At 66.1% G+C, this 16,008-nt stretch carries 11 protein-coding genes and 1 pseudogene; 4 read left to right on the top strand and 8 right to left on the bottom strand.

The features are described from left to right. The first annotated feature begins 44 nt into the window (after window positions 1-44). Entirely contained in the window at window positions 45-1,073 is a 1,029-nt protein-coding gene (locus tag PCE31107_RS06860; RefSeq protein ID WP_150607348.1) for an ABC transporter substrate-binding protein, read from the top strand. A gap of 112 nt (window positions 1,074-1,185) precedes the next feature. Here the strand turns inward: PCE31107_RS06860 and PCE31107_RS06855 are convergent, their stop codons facing one another. The 4 genes from PCE31107_RS06855 to grpE all read right to left on the bottom strand — a co-directional run bounded on the left by PCE31107_RS06855 (window position 1,186) and on the right by grpE (window position 7,139). Continuing rightward, window positions 1,186-3,141 carry a chorismate-binding protein gene (locus PCE31107_RS06855; protein ID WP_174966568.1) on the bottom strand — a complete coding sequence of 652 codons (1,956 nt, stop codon included), beginning with the start codon at window positions 3,139-3,141 and terminating at the stop codon, window positions 1,186-1,188. Between the two features lie 4 nt (window positions 3,142-3,145). Then, entirely contained in the window at window positions 3,146-4,297 is a 1,152-nt protein-coding gene (dnaJ, locus tag PCE31107_RS06850) for a molecular chaperone DnaJ (RefSeq protein ID WP_017232024.1), read from the bottom strand. A gap of 127 nt (window positions 4,298-4,424) precedes the next feature. Then, window positions 4,425-6,350 (bottom strand): molecular chaperone DnaK, encoded by a 1,926-nt coding sequence (gene dnaK, locus PCE31107_RS06845; RefSeq protein WP_150607346.1) that lies wholly within the window; start codon window positions 6,348-6,350, stop codon window positions 4,425-4,427. Between the two features lie 243 nt (window positions 6,351-6,593). Then, window positions 6,594-7,139: a nucleotide exchange factor GrpE gene (gene grpE / locus PCE31107_RS06840; protein WP_017232022.1), complete on the bottom strand. Its 546-nt coding sequence runs from the start codon at window positions 7,137-7,139 to the stop codon at window positions 6,594-6,596. 298 nt (window positions 7,140-7,437) lie between these two features. On the opposite strand from grpE, the gene PCE31107_RS06835 reads away from it, so the two are divergent. Continuing rightward, window positions 7,438-7,626, top strand: coding sequence for a hypothetical protein (locus tag PCE31107_RS06835; protein ID WP_130026883.1), 189 nt, complete (start codon window positions 7,438-7,440; stop codon window positions 7,624-7,626). A gap of 117 nt (window positions 7,627-7,743) precedes the next feature. Here the strand turns inward: PCE31107_RS06835 and PCE31107_RS06830 are convergent, their stop codons facing one another. From PCE31107_RS06830 to hrcA, 4 genes and pseudogenes are all read right to left on the bottom strand, one after another. After that, on the bottom strand, window positions 7,744-8,148 hold the full coding sequence (locus tag PCE31107_RS06830; RefSeq protein ID WP_130026884.1) for an RNA-binding S4 domain-containing protein: 405 nt from the start codon (window positions 8,146-8,148) through the stop codon (window positions 7,744-7,746). Between the two features lie 167 nt (window positions 8,149-8,315). Continuing rightward, a pseudogene (gene hemH, locus PCE31107_RS06825) lies at window positions 8,316-9,347 on the bottom strand (ferrochelatase); the annotation flags it as partial. Window positions 9,348-9,453: 106 nt separating this feature from the next. Then, window positions 9,454-11,991 (bottom strand): DUF6600 domain-containing protein, encoded by a 2,538-nt coding sequence (locus PCE31107_RS23790; RefSeq protein WP_150607342.1) that lies wholly within the window; start codon window positions 11,989-11,991, stop codon window positions 9,454-9,456. 261 nt (window positions 11,992-12,252) lie between these two features. Continuing rightward, window positions 12,253-13,395 (bottom strand): heat-inducible transcriptional repressor HrcA, encoded by a 1,143-nt coding sequence (gene hrcA / locus PCE31107_RS06815; RefSeq protein ID WP_085982686.1) that lies wholly within the window; start codon window positions 13,393-13,395, stop codon window positions 12,253-12,255. On the opposite strand from hrcA, the gene PCE31107_RS06810 reads away from it, so the two are divergent. After that, the gene (locus PCE31107_RS06810; protein WP_130026886.1) at window positions 13,394-14,302 is read left to right on the top strand and encodes an NAD kinase; all 909 of its coding nucleotides are present in this window, start codon (window positions 13,394-13,396) and stop codon (window positions 14,300-14,302) included. The two genes, hrcA and PCE31107_RS06810, sit on opposite strands and share 2 nt — an antisense overlap. A 23-nt stretch (window positions 14,303-14,325) precedes the next feature. Beyond that, complete coding sequence (gene recN, locus PCE31107_RS06805) at window positions 14,326-15,990, top strand: DNA repair protein RecN (RefSeq protein ID WP_150607340.1); 1,665 nt, start codon at window positions 14,326-14,328, stop codon at window positions 15,988-15,990. Window positions 15,991-16,008: the final 18 nt, after the last annotated feature.

Here is a 16,008-nt window from a genome sequence, read left to right as displayed (position 1 = left end):
TTCGGGGGTATGAATAATTCCAACTATCCGGAGACAACAACACCATGAACCGACGCCATTTCACCCGCTGGGCAAGCGCGCTGACGCTCGCCGCCACGACCGCCTTTTCCACGCTCGGCAACGTCGCGCACGCCGAAGCGAGCACTGTGCGTTTGTCGCACGGCTACGGCATTCTCTATCTGCCGCTGATGGTCATGCGCGACCAGCATCTCGTCGAGAAGCACGCGAAGGCATTGGGCCTGGGCGACGTGAAGACGACGTGGACCGTTCTCGACGGCGGCAATGTCATCAACGACGCGATGCTCGCCGGCAATCTCGATGTCGCGGGCACGGGCGCGCCGGGCTTCGTCACGCTGTGGTCGAAGGCGCACGGCATTCCGCGCTCGGAAGTGATCGGTCTGTCGGCCCTGTCGAGCGGCCCGCTCTGGCTCAACACGAACAATCCGAACGTCAAGTCGCTCAAGGACTTCACCTCGAAGGACAAGATTGCGATTCCGGGCATCAAGACGTCGCTGTCCGCCGTGCTGCTGCAAATGGCGGCGGCCAAGGCCTTCGGTATCGAGAACTATGCGAAGCTCGATCCGCTGACGGTCAGCCTGAGCCATCCGGAAGCCGTCAGCGCCCTGCTCTCCGGCAAGACGGAAATCACGGCGCACTTCACCTCGCCGCCGTTCTCGTACCAGGAACTGAAGGATCCGCGCATCAAGCGGGTGCTGAATTCCACCGACGTGCTCGGCAACATCACCATCGACGTGGTCTTCGCGCCCAAGCAGTTCACCGTGCAGAATCCCAAGCTGGTGCAGGCGATCCTGGACGCCCAGGACGAAGCGGCCGCGTACATCGCCAAGGATCACGTCGGCGCCGCGCAAACGTACCTGCGCGTGTCGAAGATGAACGTGCCGCAAGCCGACATCGAGCAGATTCTGGCCGATCCGGGCATGAAATTCACCACCACGCCCAATGGCCTGATGCAGTATGTCGAGTTCATGAGCCGCGCGGGCACGATCAAGACGCGTCCGGCGAAGTGGAGCGATCTGTTCGTGCCGCAGATGGCAGCGCGTCAGGGCAGTTAATGGCATAACGCACGGCGGCGCGGGTTGGCGCCGCCGTGCGTGAGTCGCCGGGTGTGCTGGTTCTGGTTGACGCGACTGAAGCGACTGCAGCGACTGAAGCGACTGAAGCGACTTAAGCGGTCAATGGCGTCGTCGATGGCGCCGCCAACACCGTCGCAGGCAGCGCACCGCGCAGCGCATTGCACACGACAATTGCCTGTGCGCTCAGCACGTCGTCTCGTGTGAGCACGGCTTCCACCGCCGACCATTTCGCGTCGTCGAGCATCACCCCGCGCATCACGCCCGGCAACACACCGCACGACAGCGGCGGCGTCATCCAGATACCGTCGCGCTTGACGAACACATTGCTGCGCCCGCCCTCGGTCAGCTCGCCGCGCTCGTTGAAGCACAGCATGTCGAACGCGCCATTCGCTTCCGCCCTCTTCCACGCCGCATCGTAACGCGCACGCACCGTGGTCTTGTGGCGCAGGAACAGGTCGTTCGCGCGGGTCGTGCTCGCGGGATCGTCGGCCGCCGCCAGCAGCACCTTGACCGACTTGCCCGGTAGCGGTGCCAGCACGGCGTGCGTTATCGCGACCGTGCCGTCATGCGAGAGCGCCAGACGCACACGGTGAACGTCGTCTTCGCTCAGCGTGGCGACAACCGCATCGATCCGTGCACGCAAGGCCGCCTCATCGAACCGGAAGCCGAACCCCGTCGCAGACGCCGCCAGGCGCGCCATGTGCCGCGCGAGATGGGCCACGCCCGTCGCCTGCGTCGCCTGCATCGTCTCGAAGAGTTCGAAGCCCGGATCGAGCGCACTCAGGAAACGCGCCTTGAGCTTGCACTCTTCGCGCTCCTCGTGCGCCCGGCTGTCGAGCACGATGCCCGCTCCGACCCCCAATCGTCCACGCCGCAACCCGCTGGCGTCAGGCGCATCGAGTTCCAGCGTGCGAATGGCGACGGACAGGCAGAAGTCGCCAAGCGCGTGCGGGTCGTCCTCGCGTGCATCCAGCCAGCCGATCGCGCCGGTGTAGAGCCCGCGCGACGACGCCTCGAGTTCACCGATCAGTTGCATCGCGCGATATTTCGGCGCGCCCGTGATCGAACCGCAGGGATACAGCGCGCGCAACACGTCGGCGAACGTCGCCGCTTGCGGCAGCGTTGCCGTGACGGTCGATGTCATCTGCAGGACACTCGCGAATCGCGTCACCTCGAAGCGCCTCGGCACCTCGACCGAGCCGGGTATCGCGAGCCGTCCGAGGTCGTTGCGCAACAGGTCGACGATCATCACGTTCTCGGCGCGGTTCTTCTCGTCGGCCGCGAGCGCGGCGCTGCGCTCGGCGTCCACCGATGCGTCGCCGCTGGCCGGCGCCGTGCCTTTCATCGGACGCGCCTCGATCTGGCCGCGCGAATGACGCAGGAACAGTTCGGGCGAGAGAGAGAGAATCGCCCGGCCGGCCACGCCCGACGCGCCTGGCAACATGACGAGCGCACCGTACGGCACCGGCTGGCGCGCGCGCAGCCGGCGATACAGCGCGACGGGCGAGCCGAACGCGTCGAAATTCAAACGGTACGTGTAGTTGATCTGATAGCACTCGCCTTGCGAGAGCCAGTCGTGGATGCGAGCGATGGCGTCGTCGAAGGCAGCATCGCTCACGTCGCTTTGCAGCGCCGCGACCCCGGCCACGCCGGGCGGCGCAATGCCGTCGCCGTGACCGGCAACGACAGGCGCCCCCCTGCCGTCACAGGCATCGGCCGCTTCGCGTTGCGACAGCCACGCCTGCGTTTGCGTCGCGTCGAGCCGCTGCAACTCGCGAAACAGCAGGGCACGCAGTCGTCCCCGCGCGCGACGCGTCGCGACCGTCTGTACGCCCGCGAGACGCACACCGAATTCGTAGTCGGCCAGCAACACGGCATGCAGGCCGTGACGCGTGGCATCTTCCACTTCGCGAAGCGCGTCGGAAAGCACACCGGGCTCGTCGCAAGTCACCTCGCGCACGAGCCCGGTATACAGACGCGCCCCGCCGGCCGGATCCGCGCTGTCGTCCAACAGCGCGAACGCGGCCAAGGGGGCTTCACATGACATGGAATTACTCGAAGAACTGCTTCACGCGGTCGAACCAACCCTTCGTCTGTGGGCTGTGACGGGCGCCGCCGGCCTTGAGTGCGGTATCGAAGTCACGCAGCATTTGCTTCTGCTTGTCGTCGAGCTTGACCGGCGTTTCCACCTGCACGTGCACGTACAGATCGCCCGGATAGCTCGCGCGCAGGCCCTTGATGCCTTTGCCGCGCAGGCGGAACGTCTTGCCCGTCTGCGTGCCTTCCGGCACTTCGAACGTCGCCTTTCCATGCAGCGTCGGGGCGTCGATGTCGCCACCGAGTGCCGCCGTCGCGAACGAAATCGGCATCTGGCAATGCAGATCGTCGCCGTCGCGCTCGAACACGTTGTGCGCCTTGATGTGGATTTCCACATACAGGTCGCCCGCCGGACCGCCATTCACACCCGGTTCGCCGTTGCCGCCCGAGCGGATGCGCATGCCGTCTTCGATACCCGCCGGGATCTTGATCTCCAGCGTCTTGGTCTTCTTGATCTTGCCTGAGCCGTGGCAGTTTGTGCAGGGGTCGGGCAGGTACGAGCCCGTGCCGTGGCACTTCGGGCAGGTCTGCTGAATGCTGAAGAAGCCCTGCGACATGCGCACCGCGCCCGATCCGTTACAGGTCGGGCAGGTCTCGGGCTTCGTGCCCGGCTTCGCGCCGTTGCCGTGGCAGATCTCGCATTCGTCCCAGCTCGGCACGCGAATCTGCGTGTCGAAACCGTTCGCGGCCTGCTCGAGCGTGATCTCCATGTTGTAGCGCAGATCTGCGCCGCGATACACCTGCGGACCGCCCCGGCCACCACGGGCACCCGCACCGCCAGGGCCGCCCTGACCGAAGATGTCGCCGAAGATATCGCCGAACGCGTCCGCGAAGCCGCCGAAGCCCTGACCGCCCGCCCCGCCGAAGCCGCCCATGTTCGGGTCGACGCCCGCGTGACCATACTGGTCGTACGCGGCACGCTTCTCCGGCTCGGAGAGCATCTCGTAAGCCTCTTTGACTTCCTTGAACTTCTCTTCGGCGTCCTTGCTGTCCGGATTGCGGTCCGGATGGTACTTCATCGCCAGCTTGCGATACGCCTTCTTGATTTCGTCGTCGGCGGCGTTCTTGGCAACGCCAAGCACTTCGTAGTAATCACGTTTGGCCATAAGTCTTTCCAATGTTGGCGCATGTCGCCATCAGGCAAAAAGCCGGGTCGAGATTCCCTTGGCAGAGAACTTCGATACCCGGCCTACACGCGACGCACGTTCATGAGCGTCGCGCGCCATGCACGCCTTACTTCTTGTCGGTGACGTCCTTCACTTCGGCGTCGACGACGTTATCGTCATGCGGCTTGCCCGGCTCGGCGCCCGCGGCACCCGCAGCACCGGCTTGCGCCTGCATGTCGGCATACATCTTCTCGCCGAGCTTCTGGCTGGCAGTGCCGAGCGCCTCGACCTTGGCATCGATGTCCGCCTTGTCCGAACCGCGCAGCGCGCCTTCCAGCGCCGTGATGGCCGACTCGATCGCTTCCTTTTCCGAGGCTTCGATCTTGTCGCCGTACTCCGTCAGCGCCTTGCGGGTGCTGTGCACGAGGGCGTCGCCCTGATTGCGGGAGTCGGCCAGTTCGCGCGCCTTCTTGTCTTCCTCGGCGTTCAGCTCGGCATCCTTGACCATCTGCTCGATCTCGGCGTCCGACAGACCCGAGTTCGCCTTGATGACGATCTTGTTTTCCTTGCCCGTGGCCTTGTCCTTCGCGCCGACGTGCAAAATGCCGTTGGCGTCGATGTCGAAGGTCACTTCGATCTGCGGCGTACCCCGTGCGGCGGGCGGAATGCCTTCAAGATTGAACTCGCCCAGCGACTTGTTGCCGGCGGCCATCTCGCGCTCACCCTGGTACACCTTGATCGTCACGGCCGGCTGATTGTCGTCGGCCGTCGAGAACACTTGCGAGTGCTTCGTCGGGATCGTGGTGTTCTTCGTGATCATCTTCGTCATCACGCCGCCGAGCGTTTCGATACCCAGCGAGAGCGGCGTCACGTCGAGCAGCAGCACATCCTTGCGGTCGCCCGAGAGGACCGAGCCCTGAATCGAGGCCCCTGCGGCCACGGCTTCGTCCGGGTTCACGTCCTTGCGCGGTTCCTTGCCGAAGAACTCCTTGACCTTCTCCTGCACCTTCGGCATGCGGGTCATCCCGCCGACCAGAATCACGTCGTCGATGTCGCTCACCTTCACGCCGGCATCCTTGATGGCCAGACGGCAGGGATCGATCGTGCGGGCGATCAGCTCTTCGACCAGCGCTTCGAGCTTGGCGCGCGTGACCTTCAGGTTCAAGTGCTTCGGACCCGAGGCATCGGCCGTGATGTACGGCAGGTTGATTTCAGTCTGCTGGCTCGACGACAGTTCGATCTTGGCCTTTTCCGCCGCTTCCTTCAGGCGTTGCAGCGCAAGCACGTCTTTCGACAGATCGACACCTTGTTCCTTCTTGAACTCGCCGATGATGTAGTCGATGATGCGCTGGTCGAAGTCTTCGCCGCCGAGGAACGTGTCGCCGTTGGTCGACAGCACTTCGAACTGGTGTTCGCCGTCCACGTCCGCGATTTCGATGATCGAGATGTCGAACGTGCCGCCACCCAGGTCATACACCGCGATCTTGCGGTCGCCGCCTTCCTTCTTGTCCAGACCGAATGCCAGTGCGGCAGCGGTCGGCTCGTTGATGATGCGCTTGACTTCCAGACCGGCGATACGGCCGGCGTCCTTCGTGGCCTGACGCTGGCTGTCGTTGAAGTAGGCCGGCACCGTGATGACGGCTTCCGTGACCGGCTCGCCCAGGTAGTCCTCGGCGGTCTTCTTCATCTTGCGCAGCACTTCGGCGGAAATCTGCGGCGGGGCCAGCTTCTGGTCGCGCACTTCCACCCAGGCATCACCGTTCTCAGCCTTGACAATCTTGTAAGGCATCAGGCCGATGTCCTTTTGCACTTCCTTTTCTTCGAAGCGGCGGCCGATCAGGCGCTTGACAGCGTACAGCGTGTTCGTCGGATTGGTCACCGCCTGGCGCTTGGCCGGTGCGCCGACCAGAATCTCGCCATCTTCCATATAGGCGATGATCGACGGCGTGGTGCGGGCACCTTCCGCGTTCTCGATGATCTTGACCTGATTGCCTTCCATGACGGCCACGCACGAGTTCGTGGTGCCCAAGTCGATACCAATGATTTTGCCCATGTTTATTTCTCCTAGCGTCCTTTGCGTCGTTCCGTGGGGCCTGTGGCCCGCTCAAATCGTTGATCTGCACGTCATATGGGTACAGCCCGGTCCATTTCAAGACCCTTCTTGTCGTCCGGTTTTACCCCGCGCCGTGCCAGCGTAACCATCGGCATGACGTCCGTGCAGTCCACGGCCGGGAATGCCGTGCCGGTTGCCGGAACTTGCCATGATGTCATGACGTCCGACGCCGGCGCGGCCCGATTACTTGGCCGCCGCGACGGTCACGAGCGCCGGGCGCAGCACGCGATCGGCGATGAGGTAGCCCTTTTGCAGTACCGCGACGACGGTGTTCGGCTCCTGCTCGGCGGGCACCATCGAAATGGCCTGATGTTGATGCGGATCGAACTTCGCACCGGCCGGGTCGATGACCGTCACCCGGCTGCGTTCGAGCGCCGAGACAAGCTGGCGCAACGTCAGGGCGACGCCTTCCTGGAGCTTGGCCACATCGCCGCTCTTGTCGGCTGCGGCCGCTTCCAGGCTGTCGATCACCGGCAGCAGGTTCTCCGCGAAGCTCTCGACGGCGAATTTGCGCGCCTTTGCCACGTCCTCTTCCGCACGGCGGCGAACGTTCTCCATCTCGGCGCGCGCGCGCAAGGCGTCGTCGCGCAGGGCTGCCGCTTCGGCCTGGGCCGCCAGCAGTTGCGCCTCGACCGAGGGCAGCGCGTCGTTCGCGCCCGCCGCGTCGGTCGGGGCCGCTTCGGCCTGGGACGGAATCGGCTGATCGGGGGTGTTTTGCGGTTCAGTCATGAGCTTGAGTCGTCAAAAGGTTCTTGCGGCGCACCACGACGATGCGCCACCGGTTCAAATCCCTTTGGATAGTAGGGGCGTTCACACCGATTTCAAGGGCTGGCGGCGCGCTGTGCGCCATGCCGGTGCGCGCCGCGTGCCGATAAATATCCGGTTACACGCGTTACGAGTCCGCTATTGTATCGGCCGTTGCTGCGACCTAACATGAAATACGGTTCAGCGGATGCATGTGCCGCGCTGAACCCGGCCGCTCGCCGGACATCCCCCGTCCCGTCGAGCGTTCTTTCAGGAGCGCATCATGAAGCTGCCACTGGCTGTTGTCTTCATCCTTGCGTTGGTGACGACGGTAACGATTACGATCTGCTTGTCCGGCGCAGTCACTCCCCGCGATACCGAGTACGGTGGCGTGCGGGCGGTGCTGTATCACGACTTTGAAATGCCGGGCGTTCCGGTGCATTCGTCCGATACCGGAATTCCTTCGCGCTAGTCACCCGAGGGCGCGGCCGCTATGGCGACAGGCCCGCGCTCTCGCACTTCGAACTCAAATTTGGACCCCGCACGTCGACGACAACCGTTGAGTTCGCGCGGCGCCCCCTTCCCCTCATTACAACTCGCCGACGCCCCCGAGACGGCGGCGATCCCGTTTTGTCGGCCGCCCGTGCAGTTGCGCGGCAGGCTCCTGGAACAGACGCCGGCGTTCACTCGCGTCGGCACGCGCGCGAACACTGGCCTCAGTCTCTTCATATAGCGACTGCGCCACCGGGGCTGAGCCCCGGACTTCCGCGATGGCCTTCACGCGCACGTCCCACCGCGTGCTGCCGTTGTCCACCGAGACGAGATCCCCCGGACGCACGTCGCGCGACGGTTTGACGCGCGCCTCGTTGCACAGCACGCGCCCGCGCTCGACCGCCTGCGTGGCGAGCGAACGCGTCTTGAAAAAGCGCGCCGCCCACAACCATTTGTCGATGCGTGTGGCGGCCTGCGGAGAGTCGTCGACCTTGACCGTCACGTGCTCGCTCCCGGCTGGCCCTGCGCCGCTGCGGCTGTCGCAGCCGTTGCGTTCGATGCCACCGCCGCGGCGTTGGCTTCCTCGAACGCCGCCACGGCCGCCACTTGTCGTTGCCGGGTCGAGGCCACCGCCGCCACCGACGCCTGCGCGGCCCCCTCGGGCGTCAGCACCGGCCACCCTTGCAGGTGACGCGCCGCGATTTCGCCGAGTGCCGTGATCCAGGCGCTCGCGCCGTTCAGGCACGGGATGAAGTGAAACGCCTTGCCGCCCGCGGACAGATACGCGTGGCGGCCTTCCATGTTGATTTCCTCGAGCGTCTCGAGACAATCGGAGGTGAAGCCGGGGCAGAATACGTCAACACGCGGCGTGCCCCCGCGGCCCAGCTCTTCGAGCGTGGGCGCCGTGTAAGGCTGCAGCCATTCAGCCTTGCCGAAACGCGACTGAAACGTGAGGCGACAGGTCGTCTCGTCGAGGCCCAGCGCGGCGCCCAGCGCACGCGCGGTCTTTACGCACTGATCGTGGTAAGGATCACCCAGGTCGAGCGTGCGGCGCGGCACGCCGTGAAAGCTCAGCAACAGTCGCTCGCCTGCCGAGAAATCAGGCCGGCCGTGTTGCTGCCAGTAGCCTTCGACCTGCTGACGCAATGCCTCGATGTACGCCGGATGATCGTGATAGTCGCGCACCGTGCGCACATCGGGCTGATTGCGCAGCCGGCCGAACACGCGGAATACGGCATCGGTCGCGGTGGCGGTCGTACTGCTCGAATACTGGGGATAGAGCGGCAGAACCAGAATGCGCTCGACGCCGGATTGCCGCAGCGCACGAATGCGCTCCGGAATCGACGGGTTGCCGTAGCGCATGGCGTAGTCGACGACCACGTCGTAGTCGTTCGCGTGCAGCAAGGCCCGCAACGCGTTCGTCTGGTATTCGGTGTTCACCTTGAGCGGGGAGCCGTCGCGCGTCCAGATCGTTGCGTATTTTTGCGCCGACTGGCGCGAGCGGAACGGCAGGATTACCAGCCGCAGCAACGGCTGCCATATCAACGAGGGAATTTCCACGACGCGAGGATCCGACAGAAACTCGCGCAAATAGCGGCGCACGGCCGCGGGACGCGGCTCGTCGGGCGTGCCTAGGTTAATCAGCAGAACGGCCGTCTTGCCGGTCTGACCATGCGAAATGGGTTCGGGATCGAAGCGCATGGAGCGTACTTTACCGCAAGGCGGGCACCACGTGCCGGGCCCCGGCCGCCACGCACCCGCCGTCCGTCAGGGGATGACGGCGGGGTCGCGGCATTCGGGGCGCCAATTAGCCGCGCGGGGGCTCGCCTTCGCGTGACGGACGATGCGATGCGGAGGGACGCTCGACGCCATGCGCGGGGACTTGCGCTCCCTCTGGCTTGCGTTCACGCGGCGCAGGCTGCGGACGTTCCTGCGGTTGCGGGTGCGGCACCACCTGCGGTGGCTGCTGCGGCCGAGCGGGGACCTGCGGATGGTCCGGTTGAGGCTGCGGTCTCGGCGCGGCTTGCTGACGCTCGATCTGCGGCTGCGGTCTCGGCGCGGCTTGCTGACGCTCGATCTGCGGCTGCGGACGAGGTTGCGGCTGCGGCTGCGGCTGCGGCTGCGGCTGCGGCTGCGGCTGAGGATGCGCCATCTGCGGTTGCGGCCGAACGGGTTGCTGCGGCGCTTGCGGCTGTGAGTGCGACTGCCACTGCTGCGGTCGACGCGATGCTCCGGCCGCATCCGGTTGAACACGCTGCGGCTCGGGCGACGCCGCGGGCGTCTGCGGGGATGGGCGATACCGCTGCATGTCCCGTTGCGCCGCGTCGTGCCCAGGCTGAGGCACCGCCTGCGGGGCTTCGCCTCGCACGGCAGGTTGCCCCGGCATCATCACGCCCGGCGGGCGTGGTACTCCGGACGGCACCGTCTGTCCACCCCGGACTGGCGGTTGGGACTGCGGCGCGAACTGCCCCGGACGACTCTGATAAACGCCACGCCCTGGCACCCCGGGTTCTCCCGGGCCCCCCGGCACTCCAGGTACCCCCGAGCGCCCCGGCACTCCCGGCACCCCTGCCCCCCCTGGCCCCCCTGGCATGCCCGGCGCTCCCGGCGTTCCCGGCGTTCCCGGCGTTCCCGGCGCAGTCTGCATCGGAGGTACAGCGTGGGCCGGCGGTGGCCCCCCATGCGCTGATTCCGCGCCCATGGCCTTGAGGGGCGGTTGCGCGCGCGTTGCACCCGCCGCTGCGTTCGCCGCACCGACCGGCCCGTGCGTGTCGACCACCGTCACACGCGGTTGCACACGCCCCTGCGGGTTCGGCCCCGTCGACCTGCCGCTCTGGCGTGGTTGCGCGTTCTGGCTGAACGTCAGCGGTGCGCCACCGGCGTTCGGCACCGCGTGCAGCGTGCTCGTGAGTTCACGCGACGGCATGGCGCGACCGACCGGCGCACGCGTGGCCAGCACCTGCCGGTTGAACACGCCGGCCGGCGGCGTGACCGGCGCCGGGCGACTGTTGCCAAACACGCTCTGCTTCACCGGTGCGACGCCCGGCGTATTTCCGATACGCCAAGTCTGTCCAGCGCGCGGGGCGGCCAATGCCACCGGCGCGCCGACCCTCCGGCCCTGCACGAACGCCTGTGCCGGCATCGTCGAGACGGCGCCGCGCACATTACGGTTCACATAAACATTGTTGACGTGGATATTCGTGACGTTGGTCGTCTGGATCACCGTCGATCGATTGATATTGGTGACATACGACGCGCTGGCGCGATACGCCGGACGGTACGCGTCGTGCGGACCCAACGCAAACCACGCGAGTCCCGCGCCCCCTGCCGCAAACGTGATCCCCCATGCGTTCCCGCCGCTGTTGCCGCTGACCCAGCCGACCAGTGCCGGGGCGTACACCGGACGCACCGCGACCGGCCCCGGCACCCAGCACCAGCGTGCGTCGACATAGGCCCACCGTCCGTAGTGATAGGGCGCGAAGCCCCACGGCGCATCGTCGACCCAGGTCCATCCCCACGGGTCGACCCAGGCCCAATGGCCCGTGCGATACGGCGCCCACCCCGTCGGCACGTCCGACGGCACCCAAACGGCACCGTAGCCTGGGGTCTCTTGCCACGCGCCGTAGTCGTCCAGGCTTTCGAAGCCGGTCATGTCGCGCGACACATAGCGCGCGGAGATCGAGCCCTCCTCGCGCGCGTCGCGCTGGCGCACCCATTGGTCGAAGCCATCGGCCACGAGGGGCCCGGCCGACTGCTGCGTCAGATTCTGGCCCACAAAGGCCACCCGTTGGCCCGATTGCAACGGGACCGACGCGCCTTGACCGTAGACGGTCGCCGCCCCGCGCCAGACGCTCACGGTGGTCACCCCGCCCGGATCGACATCCAGACGATACTCCCCGGCCTGTTGCGGGACGAACGCCAGGTTGGGCGTGTCGATCTCGTAAGGCTGGTTCGGATCGAAAGCCCTCAAATGCAGACCGACCGTGCCCTGCGTTACGTTCAGTTGCACATTCTGGTCGGTCACGGCCGAGAGAACGACGCTCGTGGACGCCCCCATGCGAACCGCCGTGCCGCCCACATGCATCTCGGCGCGGCTGTTGCGCTCGACCCAGACGGCATCGCCCGTGGTGAGCGGCCGGTTGCGATCGGCATAGCGCCAGTCGCTGGTACCTGCGGGGGCGTACGTGACGGTGCCGTCGAATGCATTCAGACGCGCCACGCGCCCCGGGGGATCGGCGCTCTGTGCCTGCGCCAGCGCGGGAAGTCCTGCCGCGCCAAGGGCGCCGAGCGCGAGCCCGACGCCAAGACAGCGAACCACCGTCCGCCAGGAAATCAGGGATTTCATAGACACTCCGGGCACTGTCCGGTGCACGCGCCAAGCGTTGTCTCGGTCGCACCACCTTGTTGATCTGTCCGAATCCTTCGGCGAAGGCCGTGACGACGGCTTCGCCACAAGTGACGCTTCAAGCGTAAGACGGCCGTGTGTGACAGCGTGTAAAGGAATGCTACGGGGGTGTAACGAGAGGGGGCGTGGGGGACCCGGGACAATACGCGAGACGTTACGCCTGGCGACGCGCAGGCTGGGGCGTCACGCTGCCCCCGCCGCCTAATGCTGGCTGAGCGCGCTGGAAAGCAACTTGGCCGTGATGTCGACGATGGGAATCACGCGCTCGTAGGCCATGCGCGTCGGGCCGATCACGCCCAACGTGCCGACCACTTCGCCATCGACTTCGTACGGTGCCGTGATGACCGTCATTTCTTCGATCGGGACGAGGCTCGACTCGCCGCCGATGAAAATCTGAACACCCTGCGCCCGGCTCGACACGTCGAGCAGCTGCAGCAGGCCGGTCTTGGACTCGAACACGTCGAACAGCTTGCGCAGTCGCGCCATGTTCGACGACAGGTCCTCCACGCCCAGCAGATTGCGCTCACCCGAGATCAGCAAGCTCTCGCGCGAGGTATCGGCCATGGCGTCGCTGCCCGCCTGAACGGCCGCCTGCATCAAGGCACTCATGTCGGAGCGCAGGGCATCGAGTTCGCCGCGCAAGCTGGCCCGCACCTCATCGAAGCTTTGGCCGCCGAAATGGGCGTTCAGGTAGTTCGCCGCCTCGACCAGTTGCGCCGGGGAGTGATCCTTTTCGGTCAGGATGATGCGGTTCTGCACGTCGCCGTCGGGGGTGACGATGATAAGCAGCACGCGCTTTTCGGACAGTCGCAGGAATTCGATCTGCCGAAAGATCTGGCTGCGGCGCGGCGTCAATACCACGCCCGCGAACTGCGAGAGATTCGACAGCACTTCCGCCGCCGAGGCAACCAGTTGCTGCGGCCCGGCCGGCTGCAACCGGGTCTGCACCTGCGACGCCAACTGATGCACGGCATCGCCGAGCGGACTTACCGTCAGCATGGTGTCGACGAACAGCCGGTAGGCGCGCGGCGTCGGAACACGACCGGCCGACGTATGCGGGCTGGCCACGAAGCCGAGCGCCTCGAGGTCGGCCATCGCATTGCGGATGGTCGCCGGAGACAGATCGAGCCCGGAGTATCGCGATAGCGTGCGCGACCCCACCGGCTGGCCATCGGCGATGTACCGTTCGATCAGGGTTTTGAGTAGCGTTTGCGCACGTTGATCTAGCATGGCGAAAATTGTAACGCGAAATGTACAAGCACGGCGTGCGGCAAACCCCGAGGGGCCGGCAAGGCCGCGCGTGCCGATGGTTGCTGTCATCGACTTATGGTGTAATGGCGGCATGAAAACAGGGAGCCCTTTCAAGACCGTGGCGCTCGTCGGGAAATACCATGCCGACGGCGTTGCCGAACCGTTGCTCACGCTGGCGGCATGCATCGCCCAGCGAGGACATCACGTCATCTTCGAGCGTGATACGGCGCACAACATCGGCGCGGCCGCCGACCCCTACCGCCCCCTCGATATTCAGGAAATCGGTACGCAGGCCGATGTGGCGGTGGTCATCGGTGGTGACGGAACGATGCTCGGCGTCGGCCGCCAACTGGCCGCCGCGAAGGTGCCGCTCATCGGCGTGAACCACGGACGCGTCGGTTTCATCACCGACATTCCGCTCGACGAGATGCGTCAGGTCGTGCCGGCCATGCTCGAAGGGCATTTCGAAGCCGAGCAGCGCACCCTGTTGGCCGCGCGTATCGAGCGCGACGGCCAGACGCTGTTCGAGACGCTCGCGTTCAACGACGTGGTGGTGAACCGCTCGGGCATCTCGGGCATGGTCGAGCTGCGTGTCGACGTCGACGGCCGCTTCATGTACAAGCAGCGCTCGGACGGCCTGATCGTCGCCACGCCCACGGGCTCGACCGCCTATGCGCTCTCGGCCACCGGCCCGATCCTGCATCCGCGACTTGGTGGGGTGGTGCTCGTGCCGATCGCCCCGCACGCGCTCTCGAACCGCCCGATCGTGCTGCCGGATTCGAGCGATATCGTCATCACGATCACCGGCGGGCGCGAGGTCGGCGCCAACTTCGACATGCAGTCGTTTGCCGAGCTGCGTCAGGGCGACCGCATTCTGCTGGGCCGCTCCGAACATCAGGTGACGTTCCTGCACCCGGTCGGCTACAACTATTACGCGACGCTGCGCCGCAAGCTGCACTGGAACGAGCATATCTCCGACGAAGATTCGTCGCAGACCTGACTTCACGCCCTACCCGACCGCCCATGCTACGCAGTCTCTCGATTCGCGATTTCGTGATCGTCGATCGTCTCGACCTGGAATTCTCCGCCGGCTTCACCGTGTTCTCGGGGGAGACCGGCGCGGGTAAATCGATTCTGATCGACGCGCTGGCGCTGGCCATGGGCGAGCGCGGCGACACCAGTATGGTGCGCGCCGGACAAACGCGCGCCGACATTACCGCTGAGTTCGCCGCCGACGCCGAGGCCCGCCCCGATCTCGAAGCCTGGCTGCAGGCGCAGGCGCTCACGCTCGAAGAGCACGGCGGCGTGCTACTGCGCCGCGTGCTCGACTCGGGCGGTCGCTCGCGCGCCTTCGTCAACGGCACGCCCGCCACCCTCGCCCAACTGCGCGAACTCGGCGAGATGCTCGTCGACATTCACGGTCAGCACGCCCATCAGCAGTTGCTGCGCCCCGACGCACAGCGCCGCCTGCTCGACGCCCATGCCGGTGCCACCGCGCTCGCGGCGGACACGGCGGCGGCGCACAAGGAATGGCGGCGTCTCGTCAAACGTTGCGAGGAAGCCCACGGGCGCGACCGCGAGCTACAGCTCGAGCGCGAGCGTCTCGAATGGCAGACATCCGAACTCGACAAACTCAATCCGCAGGAAGGGGAATGGGACGACGTGAGCGCCGAGCATCGCCGCCTGTCGCACGCCGCCAGCCTCATCAACGGCGTGCAAGGCGCGCTTGACGTGCTCGCGGAAGCGGATGGTGCGCTCGTCCCGTCGCTCGGTCACGTGGTGCACCAGATTCGCGAACTGGCCGAGATCGATGCCGGGCTGGCCGACGCACTGGCCGCGCTGGAGCCGGCCGAGATCCAACTTCGCGAAGCCGTGCACTCGCTCACGCATTATGCGCAACGCATCGATCTCGATCCGGAACGTCTGGCCGTGGTCGAGCAGCGGCTCGAGGCGCTGCACTCGGCGGCCCGCAAGTTCCGGGTCACGCCCGAGCAACTGCCCGCCGAGCAAGCCGAACGCCGTGCCCAGTTGGAAGAGCTGACCGCGTCGCAGGACACGGCCGCCATGCAGGCGGCCGCCGACGCCGCGCACGCAAGCTATCTGACGCTGGCGGCCACCTTGTCGAAAGCACGCGCGGCGGCCGCGGCGTCGCTCTCGCGGGAAGTCACGCGCGCCATGCAGGACCTCTCGATGCCGGGCGGACGCTTCGAGGTCGCCCTGAGTCCCACGCCGGAGCCGCAGTCGTTCGGTCTGGAGACGGTCGAGTTTCTTGTCGCCGGTCACCCCGGCGTGCCCACGCGGCCGCTGGCCAAGGTGGCGTCGGGCGGAGAGTTGGCGCGCATCAGCCTGGCGTTGCAAGTGATCGCCAGCAGCGTGAGCCTCACGCCGACCCTGATTTTCGACGAAGTCGATTCGGGCATCGGCGGCGCCGTGGCCGAAGTGGTCGGCCGTTTGCTGCGGGAACTCGGTCAGGGGCGGCAAGTATTGTGCGTCACCCACCTGCCTCAGGTCGCCGCGCTCGGCCACCAGCATCTGCGCGTGAAAAAACGCAGCGACGGCGATTCGACGATGAGTGAAATCGAGCCGCTCGGTCGCACGGAGCGCGTCGAGGAGATCGCGCGAATGCTCGGCGGCGTCGAGATCACCGCCACCACGCGCAAACACGCGCGGGAGATGCTCGCGCTCTGAGCGCGCACGTTGCCCCCA

Source organism: Pandoraea cepalis (assembly GCF_902459625.1).
In the GTDB taxonomy this organism is placed as follows: Bacteria; Pseudomonadota; Gammaproteobacteria; order Burkholderiales; family Burkholderiaceae; genus Pandoraea; species Pandoraea cepalis.
The sequence above is the reverse complement of the archived record's forward strand: the minus strand, read 5'-3'. Positions and strand labels throughout refer to the sequence as shown.

Bases quoted from the DNA above. Each gene is read 5' to 3' on its own strand.
- PCE31107_RS06860 (WP_150607348.1), top strand. From the start codon at position 45: ATGAACCGACGCCATTTCACCCGCTGGGCAAGCGCGCTGACGCTCGCC.
- PCE31107_RS06855 (WP_174966568.1), bottom strand. From the start codon at position 3,141: ATGTCATGTGAAGCCCCCTTGGCCGCGTTCGCGCTGTTGGACGACAGC.
- dnaJ (WP_017232024.1), bottom strand. From the start codon at position 4,297: ATGGCCAAACGTGATTACTACGAAGTGCTTGGCGTTGCCAAGAACGCC.
- dnaK (WP_150607346.1), bottom strand. From the start codon at position 6,350: ATGGGCAAAATCATTGGTATCGACTTGGGCACCACGAACTCGTGCGTG.
- grpE (WP_017232022.1), bottom strand. From the start codon at position 7,139: ATGACTGAACCGCAAAACACCCCCGATCAGCCGATTCCGTCCCAGGCC.
- PCE31107_RS06835 (WP_130026883.1), top strand. From the start codon at position 7,438: ATGAAGCTGCCACTGGCTGTTGTCTTCATCCTTGCGTTGGTGACGACG.
- PCE31107_RS23790 (WP_150607342.1), bottom strand. From the start codon at position 11,991: ATGAAATCCCTGATTTCCTGGCGGACGGTGGTTCGCTGTCTTGGCGTC.
- PCE31107_RS06810 (WP_130026886.1), top strand. From the start codon at position 13,394: ATGAAAACAGGGAGCCCTTTCAAGACCGTGGCGCTCGTCGGGAAATAC.
- hrcA (WP_085982686.1), bottom strand. From the start codon at position 13,395: ATGCCGCCATTACACCATAAGTCGATGACAGCAACCATCGGCACGCGC.
- recN (WP_150607340.1), top strand. From the start codon at position 14,326: ATGCTACGCAGTCTCTCGATTCGCGATTTCGTGATCGTCGATCGTCTC.